Source organism: Paenibacillus sp. 3LSP (assembly GCF_032465655.1).
Classification (GTDB): domain Bacteria; phylum Bacillota; class Bacilli; order Paenibacillales; family Paenibacillaceae; genus Fontibacillus; species Fontibacillus barengoltzii.
Genome location: NZ_JAWDJI010000047.1, coordinates 1 through 14,864 on the forward strand (window position 1 = coordinate 1; position 14,864 = coordinate 14,864).

15 protein-coding genes are annotated in these 14,864 nt (G+C 51.3%); 4 read left to right on the forward strand and 11 right to left on the reverse strand.

The window, feature by feature from the left end:
• Window positions 1–414 precede the first annotated feature (414 nt).
• Window positions 415–1,293, reverse strand: coding sequence for a nucleotidyltransferase-like protein (locus RW092_RS02555; RefSeq protein ID WP_028539782.1), 879 nt, complete (start codon window positions 1,291–1,293; stop codon window positions 415–417).
• A 145-nt stretch (window positions 1,294–1,438) separates the two neighbouring features.
• Between RW092_RS02555 and RW092_RS02560 the strand changes: the two genes are divergently transcribed.
• Window positions 1,439–1,819: a DUF2614 family zinc ribbon-containing protein gene (locus tag RW092_RS02560; RefSeq protein WP_009227109.1), complete on the forward strand. Its 381-nt coding sequence runs from the start codon at window positions 1,439–1,441 to the stop codon at window positions 1,817–1,819.
• An 82-nt stretch (window positions 1,820–1,901) separates the two neighbouring features.
• On the opposite strand, the gene RW092_RS02565 is transcribed toward RW092_RS02560, so the two are convergent.
• The 7 genes from RW092_RS02565 to gatC form a co-directional block, all read right to left on the reverse strand.
• Window positions 1,902–3,638 (reverse strand): glycosyl hydrolase family 18 protein, encoded by a 1,737-nt coding sequence (locus RW092_RS02565; RefSeq protein ID WP_316009430.1) that lies wholly within the window; start codon window positions 3,636–3,638, stop codon window positions 1,902–1,904.
• A gap of 144 nt (window positions 3,639–3,782) precedes the next feature.
• A complete protein-coding gene (locus RW092_RS02570; protein ID WP_016310872.1) occupies window positions 3,783–4,211 on the reverse strand; it encodes a Fur family transcriptional regulator in 429 nt (142 codons plus the stop codon).
• 133 nt (window positions 4,212–4,344) lie between these two features.
• A complete protein-coding gene (locus RW092_RS02575) occupies window positions 4,345–6,198 on the reverse strand; it encodes a DUF4097 family beta strand repeat-containing protein (protein WP_316009431.1) in 1,854 nt (617 codons plus the stop codon).
• A gap of 137 nt (window positions 6,199–6,335) precedes the next feature.
• Window positions 6,336–6,776: a GNAT family N-acetyltransferase gene (locus RW092_RS02580; protein ID WP_406879767.1), complete on the reverse strand. Its 441-nt coding sequence runs from the start codon at window positions 6,774–6,776 to the stop codon at window positions 6,336–6,338.
• Between the two features lie 27 nt (window positions 6,777–6,803).
• A complete protein-coding gene (gatB, locus tag RW092_RS02585; RefSeq protein WP_016310869.1) occupies window positions 6,804–8,243 on the reverse strand; it encodes an Asp-tRNA(Asn)/Glu-tRNA(Gln) amidotransferase subunit GatB in 1,440 nt (479 codons plus the stop codon).
• Between the two features lie 33 nt (window positions 8,244–8,276).
• Window positions 8,277–9,731: an Asp-tRNA(Asn)/Glu-tRNA(Gln) amidotransferase subunit GatA gene (gene gatA / locus RW092_RS02590; protein WP_016310868.1), complete on the reverse strand. Its 1,455-nt coding sequence runs from the start codon at window positions 9,729–9,731 to the stop codon at window positions 8,277–8,279.
• A 67-nt stretch (window positions 9,732–9,798) separates the two neighbouring features.
• On the reverse strand, window positions 9,799–10,086 hold the full coding sequence (gene gatC / locus RW092_RS02595; protein WP_009227102.1) for an Asp-tRNA(Asn)/Glu-tRNA(Gln) amidotransferase subunit GatC: 288 nt from the start codon (window positions 10,084–10,086) through the stop codon (window positions 9,799–9,801).
• Window positions 10,087–10,944: 858 nt separating this feature from the next.
• Here gatC and RW092_RS02600 point away from each other — a divergent pair.
• Window positions 10,945–11,520, forward strand: coding sequence for a hypothetical protein (locus tag RW092_RS02600; RefSeq protein WP_316009432.1), 576 nt, complete (start codon window positions 10,945–10,947; stop codon window positions 11,518–11,520).
• A gap of 86 nt (window positions 11,521–11,606) precedes the next feature.
• Here the strand turns inward: RW092_RS02600 and RW092_RS02605 are convergent, their stop codons facing one another.
• The 3 genes from RW092_RS02605 to uptA all read right to left on the reverse strand — a co-directional run bounded on the left by RW092_RS02605 (window position 11,607) and on the right by uptA (window position 13,715).
• Window positions 11,607–11,990, reverse strand: coding sequence for a hypothetical protein (locus RW092_RS02605; RefSeq protein WP_009227101.1), 384 nt, complete (start codon window positions 11,988–11,990; stop codon window positions 11,607–11,609).
• Window positions 11,991–12,342: 352 nt separating this feature from the next.
• The gene (locus RW092_RS02610) at window positions 12,343–12,972 is read right to left on the reverse strand and encodes an MBL fold metallo-hydrolase (protein WP_028539779.1); all 630 of its coding nucleotides are present in this window, start codon (window positions 12,970–12,972) and stop codon (window positions 12,343–12,345) included.
• 131 nt (window positions 12,973–13,103) lie between these two features.
• On the reverse strand, window positions 13,104–13,715 hold the full coding sequence (gene uptA, locus RW092_RS02615; protein ID WP_316009433.1) for an undecaprenyl phosphate transporter UptA: 612 nt from the start codon (window positions 13,713–13,715) through the stop codon (window positions 13,104–13,106).
• 170 nt (window positions 13,716–13,885) lie between these two features.
• On the opposite strand from uptA, the gene RW092_RS02620 reads away from it, so the two are divergent.
• Both RW092_RS02620 and RW092_RS02625 read left to right on the forward strand, forming a co-directional pair.
• Window positions 13,886–14,197: a hypothetical protein gene (locus tag RW092_RS02620; protein WP_016310864.1), complete on the forward strand. Its 312-nt coding sequence runs from the start codon at window positions 13,886–13,888 to the stop codon at window positions 14,195–14,197.
• A complete protein-coding gene (locus RW092_RS02625; RefSeq protein ID WP_157273561.1) occupies window positions 14,187–14,345 on the forward strand; it encodes a hypothetical protein in 159 nt (52 codons plus the stop codon). The genes RW092_RS02620 and RW092_RS02625 overlap by 11 nt, the downstream gene beginning before the upstream one ends.
• The last annotated feature ends 519 nt before the right edge of the window (window positions 14,346–14,864 follow it).

Sequence of the window (14,864 nt, forward strand, 5' to 3'; positions counted from 1 at the left end):
ATTAGGCACGCCGCCAGCGTTCGTCCTGAGCCAGGATCAAACTCTCCAATAAAGTAGTGTTTGACTTGCTCATTTAGAAAAAACTGACGAGATCGGATCGAATTTCAAGGCCGAAGTACACCGGTTTGAAATTCATCCTTTAATCTCAATTTATTACTCACTCGTTGTTCAGTTTTCAAAGATCAAACTTTCATTTCGTCGCCGTTCTTTGTTTCAGCAGCGACCTTTATAATATATCATGTTTGCCTCGATTAAGTCAAGAAGTTTTTTTTAAAAAACCTTTCGGCCAGTGCCGATTTCAGCTTCAAAACTTCATTGCCTTTTTTAGGGGCGAGATATAATTTATCATATCCTCGCTGGGCGCGTCAATAGGTTTGTCCAAGGTATATTTTGGAAGTGTTCAGAACGCCGCAATCAGGCTCTGTATCGCAATTCCCGGCGCTCGCCTGCGCCTTCCTTATGAGCTTTGGTGATTTCCTGCGCCAAGGAACGGGCCACCAACTTGCGAAGTAATAACGGAAGCTCATCTCTCACATGTTCGAGCTCAGGGTTCTGTACTAACTCCTGAATACTCCATGCTTCCTTACGGCTGCCCAGAATCCTTAAGAGCAGTTCACAACAATCGGCCATCTTGCTGGCGAGTGTAAATTCGCAAGCCAACAGGACGAGCTGGATGCGTTGCTCCAACGTTTCTGAATTTTCCGTCAACTCGTCAAACAACTTATTGACGACCGAATTCAAAGGGCGAACCTGTTCCCACACGCTGCTTTCCGGCAAAATCCCCTGCTCGATCAATTCAAGGCGAGCATAATGCTTTAACGCCTGCAGCACGCAGTAGTACGCGTCCAGCAAGTCCTGCTCAGCCGTATACCGTTTGGCTTCCCCATAGACTTTGAGAAATTTGGCAAATTCCTTAAGCTTCCGCCGTTCCTTCATGGAATCACCAAATTTGTTGATATAGGAGCGGAAAGTCGTCAACTTCCCATCGATGTCCCAAATGATCTCGCCGTGCAGAAAATATTTCACCGAATCCCGCTGATCACCGGTCAATATGCCTAGTTCGATTTCGCGGGTGCCCACATGCAGCAGCTGATAAGCCGAGTTTCCGCTCATACCGTGCTCAATACGCTGTTCCTTCTCCTCCAAGCCATGGTGCACAACCATAATGAGATATTCGAAATCATGCAACAGCGAGTCGTGGAAGCCGGCTTGGTCCAGGTGATACCCAACCGCCCCAATGGCTCCATGTCCGGCTTTCTCCTCGTCTAAGATCGAAAAAATGGTTGTTTCCACGGATACCCTCCCAGCTTGGCGTATTCCTGCCAATTCGTTATAATATAGTTCTACGCCTAATCTAAGTTTCCTTCTTTGTTTTTGGAGCACTTGGAAAAAGTGGGGAAACGCTCCCCTTGCAGAGTTATAGAAACGAGGTGGCCCAATGTTCTTCAAATCAAGCAAAATCAATGAATTTCGTTTATGGGGCTTGTTGCTCACCATGCTTGGGATGGGCCTAATGGTACTGGGAACCGCCGGGATTGTATTCTGGGGCCCTGCCGGCAGAGCGATCGCTGCCATCGGACTAGCCATCGGCTTGGTCTCGATGCTCGCGAGCTTGGCCATTTATTTTTGGGCGGGCATGTTGTCCACGTCAGCAGTGCAGCTGGAATGCCCGGAATGTCACAAGCTGACCAAAATGCTAGGCAAAACAGATCGCTGCATGTTCTGTAAGACCATCCTCACCCTCGACCCGTCGCAGGCGACGATCACGGCCGAGGAATTGGAGCAACAGCAAACAACCGGAGCTTCAACCACCAGTTAAATGTCATTCTATCCTCATTGGATAAAAAGAAGCCAAGCGGACCGCTGCATCTAAAGCAGCGGTCCGCTTGGTTTTTTGCAGTCTATTTTACAATTTCCCGAAGGGTCTCCCAAGCTTCGTCGGAAGCAAACGCCCGTGTCCAGGTGGCGATGCCAGCCAGTTTCATCGATTTGGCCACTTCCACACGGCGTTTTAACGATTCAGCATCCTCCAGCCATATGCGGTGCAATCCTTCTTTGTCCTTATACTCCACGTAATTCTGTTCCGTTTCTTCAGAGAAGCGCGGTTTTAATTTCTTCTCGGCGATGATTTGCTGAACCTTGTCCATCCCAATAGCTTTAGAACTGACCTCCGTTTTGCCGTCCTTCACCGTTTCCGTCCATACCCGGGTATACAAAGGGATGCCCAGGATCAGCTTACTCGGCGGCACATCATCCTCTTCCAATATCCGTGTCACCGATGAGCGCACCCAAGGCAATGAGGCGACGGAGCCCGCCACCGGACTGGCCGCCCAATGCTCATCGTAAGCCATCAATACGAGGTAATCGACCACTTCAGCCAAGGCCCGGCGGTCCAAAAAGGCCGACCACATCTCACTGTTAGATTTCGGGGTCACGTCAATCGAAACGATCAAGCCCTGCTCCTCAGCCAATGGGCGCAGCTCACGCATAAACTGGGTGAGATTCTCTCCGTCCTTGGTGTAGACATTTTCATAATCGATATTAATGCCGTCTAAATCATACAACTTCGCGTAATACAGCATTTGCAGAATCGTCGTTAGCCGGTTCTCGAAGCTGGCCAACGCCTCGGAAGTGAGATCCGGATCAAAGCTGTTATTGAACAAGCCCCAAACCTGCATCCCCTGACCATGAGCCCATTTGACGTAGGCTGGGTCTGCTTTACTCTTCACGTTGCCCTTCCCGTCCACCATGGAAAACCAAGTAGGACTCACAACGTTGATGCCCGGCAGCTTACCGATGGAAGACGGCTTGGGTGCCACCTGATATACAGCTTCCCAGGTCATATTCACCGTTTTGGACTGCCATTTCTGTTTGGCGGCGGATAGCTCCAGCTTGAGTTCCGGGATGGCATGTTCCTCTCCTAATACAACGTCCTTTCTCTGAACATAGCCGGTATACCCGTTATTTAGCTGAACATAATACCATTTATCATCGGGGGTCTCCAGGATCCGCAGCGCAGTCTCCTCCGGCATATCCGCCAGAATCGGCTGATGAATGCTAGGGCCTGTTCGCAGCGGAACAGTGCTGTCCTTTTTGCTGGAACCGGAGTCTACCACAGCCGGCAAAATCTTCTCTCCCGCCCGATAGAGCAGAACAACGCCGGAAGCCGCGTCCTCTTTCACCTCTGCCCCGTACAAGTCCTGAAGCAGATGGGCCGGAAGATAGAGGACGCCCTCCTTCTCCTCCGGAGCAAAGCGCAGCTCCTTCGGCTTATTATTGATTTTGGCGATCTTCTCGTCGGCCTTGAGCAGAACCAACTTCTGCGGCGTCGTTAAGATCACTGACTTCGTATCTTCCTCATAACGAATCGTCGGGTCGATAATCTGCTGAATCACCGGAAGCGGGAGCTTCAAGCTATCTCCCGATCCGATCCCGGTGCCACTTAGCAATTGTCCATCCGCAAAAATAGGCTTATCCACCCGGCCAAGCCATTCAGGATCCACATGCTCGCGGTTGGGCAGCCATTCCGATTGAGCCCAATAAAGCCCTGCTATAATAAGAATCAGGCCGAAAAACCATTTCGTTTTTCTCCTGCCTCGCTTCTTTTTCCTTTGATACACGTCTCTTCTACTCTTCAAGGACAACCCTCCGTATCGAAATCTCTGTCTACTAAATAATAAACTTATAAAGTGCGCCGAAAGTTACCTACAAAAAACAAAAACGTGAAGAATCCGCGAAGGTATTCCACACGTTTGATCTACATCTCACCAAATAAAACTGTCTTAGTGCTTCATACGGCACTCTTTACATACCCCATGCAATTCCAGCCGATGGCCGTGAATCTCAAAGCCGGTGGCTTCTTCGGCCTGGCGCTCGACTTCTTCCAAGCTAGGGTACATGAAATCCTCAATTTTTCCGCATTTCTCGCATATCACGTGATAATGATTGGACACGTCCGCATCAAAACGGCTCGAATTGTCCCCATATGTTAACTCCCGGACCATGCCGGCTTCAATCAACATTTTCAAATTATTGTATACCGTAGCTACGCTCATGTTCGGGAAGCGGGGCTCCAAGGACCGGTAAATCTCGTCCGCGGTCGGATGGCTCATCGATTCCATCAGATACGTAAGTATGGCGTGACGCTGCGGCGTAATGCGGACTCCATTGTTCTTCAGTTGGTCCAGGGCATGCTGTACGCGCGTTGTCATCTCGTCCACCGCCTTCTAAATGCTCATTCCTTATGGTTCATTATGCAAAAAAGTCCGTAAGATTATTGTACGGTTAGGTCAAAACTTTTGTCAACGCAGGATCAACGCCTGCAACTTGGCTTGTCGCCGGTGTTCAGCTTTTATTCACATACAGGTCACTGTTGCCATCGACCTTGAGCTTGAACTCACCGGTTCCGAGTGTACCATGAATTTCCTTGTGATCCACCACAAAAGGCAGTTCGGTAAAAATATCACCGTATCCGCTCGAACCCTCAAGCTTATAATTCCCTTCTTCCGGAAGCTCGACTCGCAACTCGCCAACCGCGCTGTAAACGTCCCAATCGCCGCCAACGATCCGGGAGGTAATGTCGATTTTGCCGTTAAGCGATTCGGCCTTCAGTCCCAGCGGAACGCCGTCGACCCGGATATTGCCGTTTTTCGTATGCAGTTGAATGTCATCCTGAGCTTCGGTTAATGTAATATCGCCTACCAGGGTGGACAAGGCGACCTTGCCCGTAATGCCCCGGCCTTTGATATTTCCGCCTTGCGTATCAATCTCGGCTTCACCAAAGATCCGATACAGCTCAACGTCCCCGTTTAACGTTTTGGCCGAAACATCCCCAATGACATTCCATAACCGTAAGTTCCCATTCCCTGTTTGCAGCTTCACCTGCTTCATCGCTTGGACACCGGTTAATGTAATTTTCCCGTTGGAGGTGGAAATGTCCAAATCCAAGAATCGGTTTTGCGGAACAATCAGGGTTACGTTCACCTTCGGATGACGACGGCCAGTCTCGCCGTAAGCCTTATCCTTGACGGATAAATTCAACGTCTTGCCGATAGCGGCTTCGATAGACGTGACTGCCGCAATTTTGCGAGCGGGTTCATACTCCAGTTGATCGATCCATACCGTATAGCGGACGATGACATGGTCGATCTCCGCCTTACGCACCTCGATATCTCCATTCATTCCGTCAAAAACGATCCGTTCGGTATCCAAGTCGATGGGAAGATCCAACTGGGGTTTCTCCACACGATAACCTTCCTGTGCGCTATATTCCGCCCCTGCAGCCGTCAAATCGAGACTGACCCGGTTCCATAAGTGCATGTATTGATCTTGCTGCGTAATAGCAAATACCGAGAAGGCCATGAACATGGACAAGAACAGCCCCTTCACATCAACGCGCGGGCGAAATCTGACTTGCATGGCTCTCATTCGTTTCCAAACCAATATTATAATATGCTCGATTCCCCACAAAACGAACACGAATGGCCACCATCGGATCAACTGCAGCAACAGATCTCCATCCTTCATCGCATCGTGCAGCAAAATTCCCGCGGTTGTCAGCAGGACCACGGCGGCAGTAAAGCGTCCGGAACGCAGGAAGAGACGTTGCGATTCGCGCAGGATTAGCAGCAGCGCGGTCAACGCCAGCGCAGCAGAGACTAGATACGCTCCGGCGTATTGCACCAGCAGCTGGAGCCAATACGGCTTCATCTGAAGTACAATCAAAATGGCCCCGCCGCCGATCAGCAGCGCTCCCGCTCCGAGACCCTGCTTGAAGCTTCGGCCGGACGGTGTGTCCGTGGATGGGGTTTGACTCGCTTCGAGCTCTTTTTTCAGACGGGCATTATGGGCATCCGTAGATTGAAGGACATCATAAATGCTAAAGAAGTAAGCCGCGGGAATTAACAAGCCAAGCCATAGGAGAAGCGGCACATTAATCGCCATGCGGACGGATGAGAAATAAATCAATGCGGAAGCATCGATCAAGACAAAATACATAAAGCAAAGGCCGCGTAAATAACTGCGCAAGTACAAATGTCCCATCCCCGGAAACAGGGCGGACAACAGACCGGCAATCAGCTTGCGCTTGCGCCGCCGGGGCTGATATCCTTTCGTCCGCCCTTGTATCGGCGGCTGTCCGATCGGCACCATATCCGGCGTCATTTCCCCCACCTCTTTTCTATCTCTGTTGGGCTTCATCCAGCGCGGATTTCCCGTTTCTTTAATCATAACCGATACTGACTAATTCTGTAACGTGGAAGGAACTGGTCTCCAATCAATCAAAAAGCACGCCCTCAAACCTCAGCCATCTGGTTTGAAAGCGTGCTTGAATCTCTTTACTGGTTCAGTCGATAGATCATCAATTCTACGCCTGCAGCAGATTGGACAGACCGCACCGGACGGAAGCCAAACTTGCGGTACAGCGCAACCGCAGGGGCGTTCTGCGGACTGGCCGTTACGGTAAACTCTTGCTTGTCCAGATGGTGAGTCAGGACGTAGTGCAACAGCTTGGCTCCAATTCCTTGCCGCAAATGGTTCGGTTGAACCATCAATCGAGTGATCTCTAAGGCCCCCGGCATCTCATCTCGAACGGCGATCGCCCCCAGCAGCTCCCCATCCTCCGATAGTTCACCAAAGAACACATCGCTGCTTGAGCGGATGGAATCAAACGTATCTGGCAACGGCGGCATCTCCGTTAGGCCAACCGCCTGTGCCTCCAGTCGGTAAGCCGAATGCTGCAAGCTCCAGAGTTGTTCCACAATATCGGTGTCACTCAATGAGAGTTGCTTGATCACCAGCTGGCCCTAGCCTTTCAGCACTTCGACCAGCAGCTTGTTGACCAGCCCCGGGTTGGCTTTCCCTTTACTTTGCTTCATGACTTGGCCGACAAGGAAGCCAATGGCCTTCTCCTTGCCTGCTTTGTAATCCTCCACGGAGGCCGGGTTGTTCGCAACGACTTCTTGAACGATCGCCATAATCGCCCCTTCGTCGCTGATTTGCACAAGCCCTTGCTCCTCAACGATCTGCTGCGGCAACTTGCCGCTTTGCAGCATTTCTTTAAATACCGTTTTGGCGATCTTGGAGCTGATCGTGCCTTTCTCCAGCAGGCCGATCATCTCACCTAGACCTTGTCCGGTCAGCTTCACGTCGGACAATTCCAGTGAATTGCTGTTCAGGTAGCCGAGCAGATCCCCCATGATCCAGTTCGACACCGCTTTGGCGTCCTTCGTATACTCAAGGCTGCTTTCGAACAAGTCCGCCAGCGCTTTGGAGGACGTAATGACGCCAGCATCGTACTCCGGCAAGCCGTACTCCGAAGTGTAACGAGCTTTCCGGGCATCCGGCAGCTCCGGAATCGACGCGCGAATCCGGTCTTTCCACTCCTGATCAATGTGAAGAGTAACCAGGTCGGGATCCGGGAAGTAGCGATAATCGTGGGCTTCTTCCTTGCCGCGCATCGAGAACGTTTTACCTTGGGTTTCGTCCCAGCGGCGCGTCTCCTGTTCAACCTCTCCGCCTTCGTCCAAAATCTCAGCCTGGCGAAGCTGTTCATACTCCAGCCCGCGAACCACGCCGCGGAACGAGTTCATGTTCTTGAGCTCGGCACGCGTGCCAAACTCCTTCTGACCCCACGGGCGCAAGCTGATGTTAGCGTCGCAGCGCATCGAGCCTTCCTCCATTTTCACGTCGGAAACCTCGCAGTACAGCATGATCGCCCGCAGCTTCTCCAGATACGCGCGCGCTTCCTCCGGCGAAGAAATGTCCGGCTCGGACACGATTTCCACAAGCGGCGTGCCTACACGGTTGAAGTCCACCAGCGAAGCGTACCCGCCGTCCACGTGCGTCAGCTTGCCAGCGTCCTCCTCCAGATGCAGACGGGTGATGCCGATCCGTTTCGTCTTCCCGTCCACCTCGATATCGATGTATCCGTTCTTGCCGATCGGTTGATCGTATTGGGAAATCTGATACGCTTTAGGCGAATCGGGGTAGAAATAGTTCTTCCGGTCAAACTTGCAGACATCGCCGATTTCACAATTCAGCGCCATTGCGGCCTTCATCGCGTAGTCGACGGCCTGGCGGTTCAGCACCGGCAATACGCCGGGATGCCCCAGGCACACCGGGCAGGTATGCGTATTAGGCGGGGCGCCGAACTCCGTGGAGCAGCCGCAGAAAATTTTCGATTTCGTATGCAGCTCCACGTGCACCTCCAACCCAATTACCGTTTCATATTTGGATGTTGACATGGCCTATCCTCCTGCAAAACTTTTGTTATGAACCTACAAGGCGGGACGTTGTTGATGATGATCCGTATTCGCTTCAAAGGCGTGAGCCACGCGCAATACCGTACTTTCGTCGAACGGCTTGCCGATAATTTGCAGTCCAACCGGCAGACCTTCGGCAAATCCACACGGCACGCTGATGGCGGGAACCCCGGCCAAGCTCACCGGAATCGTCAAAATATCGTTTAAATACATCGTGAGCGGATCGTCAACTTGCGAGCCCAGCGGGAACGCCGTCGTTGGAGCCGTTGGCCCAAGGATCACGTCATATTTGTCAAAGGTCTGATCGAAATCTTGTTTGATCAGCGTTCTGACCTTTTGCGCCTTCAAATAGTAGGCGTCATAATACCCCGAGCTCAGCGCATAGGTCCCCAGCATAATCCGGCGCTTCACTTCCGGTCCGAAGCCCTGGCTGCGCGAATCGTAGTACAAGTCGAGCAGGTTGCCGGCATTGTCGGCACGGACGCCGTAACGAACGCCGTCGAAACGCGACAGGTTCGACGAGGCCTCCGAGGACGCCAGCAGATAATAAGCAGCCACCGCGTATTCCGTATGCGGCAGCGATACTTCTTCCCATACCGCGCCAAGGCCTTCAAGCACGCGCAACGCATCCATAATGGCAGCCTTCACCTGCGGGTCAACGCCATCCAAATATTCCTTCGGTACAGCGATGCGCAGCCCGGAAATATCACCGGTGAGGGCGCTCAAATAATCCGGCACCTCCACATTCGCCGAGGTGGAGTCCTTCGGATCGTGACCGGCGATCGCCTGCAGAACATAGGCAGCGTCTTCGACGTTTTTCGTAATCGGCCCGATTTGATCGAGCGAAGAAGCAAATGCCACGAGGCCGTAGCGCGATACCCGGCCATAGGTCGGCTTCAGACCAACAACACCGCAATACGATGCGGGCTGACGGATGGAACCGCCAGTATCCGACCCCAGCGTAAAGAAAGCCTCACCTGCAGCGACGGCGGCTGCCGAACCCCCGCTGGAACCGCCGGGTACACGGCTTAAATCCCACGGGTTACGCACGGGATGGAAGCTGGAATTCTCATTGGAGCCGCCCATCGCGAACTCGTCCATATTCAGCTTGCCGATCGTGACCGCCTCTGCTTCCTTTAGCTTCGTAACTACAGTCGCGTCATAAATCGGATCATAATTTTTCAAAAATTGGCTGCCGCATGTCGTCAGCAACCCTTCGGTCACCATGTTATCTTTGATGCCCACAGGAAGTCCAAACAGCAGACCATGGGCTTCCCCCTGTGCCAACTTGGCGTCCAAACGGGCGGCCTCCGCACGAGCCCCCTCCTCGTTCAACGTCAAGTAGGCGCCGATCTTCCCGTCGTATTCGCGGATTCTGGCGAAAGCTTCGCCTACTAACTCGGTCACAGACAACTCCTTGTTGTGAAGCCGATTATGTATCTCCTGTAAACGCAAATCAAAAAGCGCCAATCTAAGCTTCCTCCTTTGTCATTCTCAAGTTCGTTCTAGTCGATGGGTTCATTTTTCAGCGGATCACCTATTCCAATACGGCCGGAACCTTAAACTGACCGTCTTCTTCCTCCGGTGCGTTGCGGAATACCTTCTCCGGCGGCAGGCTTTCCTTCACTTCGTCCTCCCGCATGACGTTACTGAGATGCAGCACATGCGTGGTCGGTGCGATATCGTCTGTATTCAGTTCGTTTAACTTCTCCGCGTATTGTAAAATCGCATTTAATTGTTCCGTAAACATATCCCGCTCTTCGTCGGTCAAGTGCAAACGGGCCAGTCTCGCCACGTGTTCAACGTCCTTCGTCTGGATACTCATGCTTAGATGCCTCCCTTTACTCATGCGTTCCCGCACTATTCGTACATTCTACCATGCTTGTACAATTGAATAAAATTATATTGTAGATTCCGGTTCAATTCAATCCGTTAAAGCGGAAAGGAGCTATAAGGAGGGGGGGATACTGGTAAGCTAGGCGCGTCATTATCGTAGGAGCCGAACCTCCTCAGCTAACAAAAGCCAGAACATTAATGGCTAAATAAAGCTTATATATAATACTCTAAACGATATCAGATATGTGACCTGTCACATGAAGTATGTCGAAAATAATAGGACTTGACCCAGAAAAAAACGCTACTAAAATGTAAACATACCATATATTGGTTTTTGCGAAAAAATTAAGAAGGGGTGAGGTTACTTTCTTAGTGTTGAACTTCTTCAGGTATATACACTTGTCACTTGAAGCCTAAATTTACTTTTAATAAAGAAAGGAGACTAGTGAATGAAAAAACTTCGAAACCGGATTATCGGGACATCACTACTTACCTTGTCTTTATGTCTTTCATTAGTATCATACGCACATGCTAACTCGTACTTTACAGCTGGAATTAATTATGGTTGCAGTCGAAGCTATATTCAAGGTACTGTCACAGCTGGCGACTCCCCAGGGGCCCCGGTCTATGAATATACTCGAGTTTACTTTGAACTTTACGAGAACGGGGTTTTTAGGGGATCTAAACAGGACGATGGTTATCCGGACTCTGGAGCCCAAACGGAATATTGCACTCATCCCAGTTCATCAAGTTATTGGATGCCTTATAACATATACCGTGAGACGGATTCAGGTGAAGGGGACGACTTCGGTGGTAACGAGTATTGGCCATAAGGAGATGATTTAAAATGAAAGCCAAAAAAATGATTGCCTTGTTCCTTCCTGTTGTGATGATGGCTATCGGATTTGCATCCTACTCTTTTGCCGACAACCCACAGGAACAGAGGGCAACTCGTGATCAGAAGTCTGGAACAGAAGTTCTAACAAAAGAAGTGTTGGGGCAGGAGGCAAAGGTTAAAGATCACAAACCTTTTACGGAAGTTGCTAAACCTGAAGTATTGGAATTCTTAAATAAAAGTTGGGAAAAGGGAAAGGACAAGCTGCAACAAATCAAGGGAGACAAGATTCAAGATTGGCAGTTAATCAATATTGGCGATGTAGATATTCAATTCGTAAAGTATATGAATGAAGAAGAAGCAGACTCATTTAACAAAGCGTTTTTTAGCGAAGAAAGAAAAAATTCCTTGCAAATTGGAGATCGATTCCCCGCACTTCTCGTAAGCGGAACATCAGATGAAGCGATATTATTTTGGGAGCGGGAAAATGGAAAGATTGTTTACATTGAATTATCCAAATCCAAGGATACCAAAAGTATTAACGGAGCAGGCGCCTGGTCCAACGGAGACGCCAAAGAGATCGATTAATTATCATTTAGATGCAAGCAGGCACCGATTCTTCAGATCGGTGCCTGCTTTTTCAGCAAAAAAGGAGCCAAGTAAAACCCGACTCCTCATATCCATGCCCGCAGGTTCACTTGTTTAATGAACTCTGCTTGGGACATTACTTCCTTTGTTGGTTCCTGCTGCCCGTCTGCATCGCTGTCTTCGCCGTTCATGATTTGCCGAAACAGCTTCTCATTATGCGTAGCCAGCGCGTAATCGATCAAAGCTTCCTGCGTCGCGCGTTCCGCTGCCTGCTCGATCAGCCGACTTTCGGATTCAATATCGCTCTTAGGAACGAAATAATTCCGCCCCGTCTTCGGAGACCGGATGACGTAGTCAAAAGCATTGTCCGGATTGCGGTCGTAAGCAATAACGTAGCCATATTCCCCAACAGGAAGATTCTGCTCAAAAGCATCACCGACGATAACAATTTTCTCTCCCAAATGAAGCATCGTCTACCTCCCTGATTTATTTGGATGCATAGTCATCAACTTGTATTGCTTTATATAATCCTACTAAAAGACACGGAGATTGGTCAAGTTCTACCCCGGAATCCCGGATATGAATAGCTTATGCAGATTCGCTTCATGAAGTACATCTCGTTCCCGCCGACATTGGTTCAAGCCCAAAAAAGCATAAAAAAGAACGCAAACCGGGATCATTTCCGCAGCTTGCGTGCTTCGCAAAAGTTACAATGTTTTAATAAGTATATCCTATCAAAGGGTTGCACTTTTGTCCACTATTTTTGTACTATTTCGTCGATTTTTTTTGCACAAACGCCATGATTAGGGTTTCATCGACTCTCTAAGAGACGTACGGATTATTCTGCCGTTCGTAGCCGATAGTCGTCTGGGGACCATGACCGGGATACACTTTGACTTCATCCTTCAGTTGGAACAGCTTCCCGCGAATCGAATTAAACAGGTCGGCTTCACGGCCTCCCGGTAAATCCGTGCGCCCTACACCAAGACGGAACAACACATCCCCTGAAAAAAGATCATCCCCGCACAGGAAGCTCACGCTGCCTGGGGAATGCCCCGGCGTATGAAGTACGGTGAACTCATGCCCGATCAGGTGAAGCTTCTGCCCTTCGGCCAGATCGAATTCTGCCGGATCCGTGGAGATGGGCGGTCCGACCTCCGGCCACATCAAGGACCCATTCAGCTTCGGGGTCGTCAACCAATCGCTTTCCAGCGGATGCACATAGACCGGGCAATGCTTCTCCTTCCGAATCTGGTCCAAACCGCCGATATGGTCAAAATGAGCATGTGTAAGCAAAATCGCCTCGATCTCCAACCCTTCGATTCTGCGCAACAGCGGTCCCGGGTTTGAACCAGGATCGATAATGATCGCACGGTTCTCGTCTTCTCCCCGCAACAAATACGCATTCGTCTGCAAGGGGCCTAAGGAAAAACTCTCAATTTTCAGCATGATGTATCCCTCGGAATAAGCGTTACAACCAAGCTCACGGGCCGCTTCGCTTACTCCGCCTCCTCTCTTTAAGTTCATCACCAATTCACTAAGCCCATCCGTTTGGTATCTGGCTTCTTACGGATGTTATCGACTTAGGCATCGCCTTTTCTCCGGTTGTTGAACGATTTGACGACCAAGTACACGATTAACAGCGCCAAAGCCCCAAGCAAAATTGGCATGATATAGGGGCCTGCTTTCTCGTCGACATGCTGCCACTGTTCACCGAGCAGCATTCCCAAATATACGAACAGCACGGACCACGGAATGACCGCCAAGGTCGTCAGCAACAGGAATTTGCCCACCGGCATTTTCGCGATCCCTGCAGGAACGGAAATGGCATGCCGAGCCACCGGGATAAACCGCGCCGTAAAGATAACCCCGGGACCGTATTTCTGAAACCAGGCTTCAGACGCGTCGATATGCTTCTTCTGAATCAGAATATACTTCCCATACTTCTCCAAAATCGGCCTGCCGCCATATCGCCCAATCCAGTAAATAAACAACTGGGCAATGACACCGCCTACTGTACCAAAGAAGACGGCGCCGATGAAATTAATATGTCCGAGATACACGAGATAACCGCCGTAGGCCAGCACGATTTCGCTGGGGATAATCTCGATCATGAGCCCCAGCATAATCCCCATATACCCTAATTGTTGTATCCAATCCAATAATACGCCCACTAAATTTGATATCCAATCCACAGCTTCGTCCTCTTTCCAGTTAACTTCTGTCCTGAAGCCAGCAATAAACTGCCTCCAATCTCAGTCTATTCTATCATAGCCATGGACATGCGTTCTACTTCAGCTCGCCGCACCGGTGACTTCGGGAAATCCGCCCGCATATGCTGGAGCAAAAGGAGGCGACTTCTGCCATGGCAAACTTCCCGGCGAAACATCAAACTTCCCTCCCGAATCCCCGCAAAATCCGCCGCAGCTGCAGCAAAGAGCTGTACCGGACGATCAAGCGGCTTGGCGTATATATTCCGGAGGACCGAGTCAAGGAAGGCGAAGCATTATATTACAAAAAAGTGATTGGCAACCTGCTGTGGATCGGTGAAAACATCAGTAACCGCAAGCTGCTGGCGGATTGGTGGGATGAAGCCGTCAGCGCTGAGCTGGCAGAGCTGTGGGAGGTCGATCGCGAAGCGTTGTCCTCTGCTTTTCGCGCCGCGTTTGGGGGATAGAGGTGGCATCGCCTGTATAAAGGTGAGCCTGCTGCTGCAGCTCCCGCCCCAGCGTTATGGCTTCTTCCGTCAACCGAAAGTCCCGGTCGTTACGCAACGCCGGGTTGGCGGCGACGCTCCCTGCCAAACGCAGGAAGCGCGCGTATAAGTCGGCCCCGGCCGACGCCACCGCTTCGGCCTGTTGCAGTCCCCCGCTTGCCTGCAAGCGTTGCGCTAGCCCCCATAGCTCTCGCAGTGCTGCCGTCTGCTTGACCCGTTCGTACGGATCCAGCTCGATGCCTCGCCGCAGCGCTTCAGCAGCGGCGGGCTGATCGGCTTGGGCCAGCGCTTGGCCCAACGCGAACCACAGCTCGGCGCGCTCCGGCTCGTAGCGGAGGCCCGCCTGCAGCAGCGAGGCGGCCTCCTGTGGTGCGGAGCGTTCCGCGAGCGCTAACCGTACCGTCGTGCGGTACGGGGCAAGGGCCAGCGAACGCCGAAGCAGCTCCGCCGCCTCCCGGTGCGCCTCGGGCGGTTGGGCTAAGGCTTGGCGTTGCAGCCGCTGGCTCTCCGCTTCGCGGAGCCCGGATACGCTAAGCAAGAGCAGTGCAGCGGCGATGAGGCCGCTGCACACCATGCGCAGCGGGCGTGGCGAGAGCAAGCGGCGAGCGCGGCCGTACGCGCCGCGGAC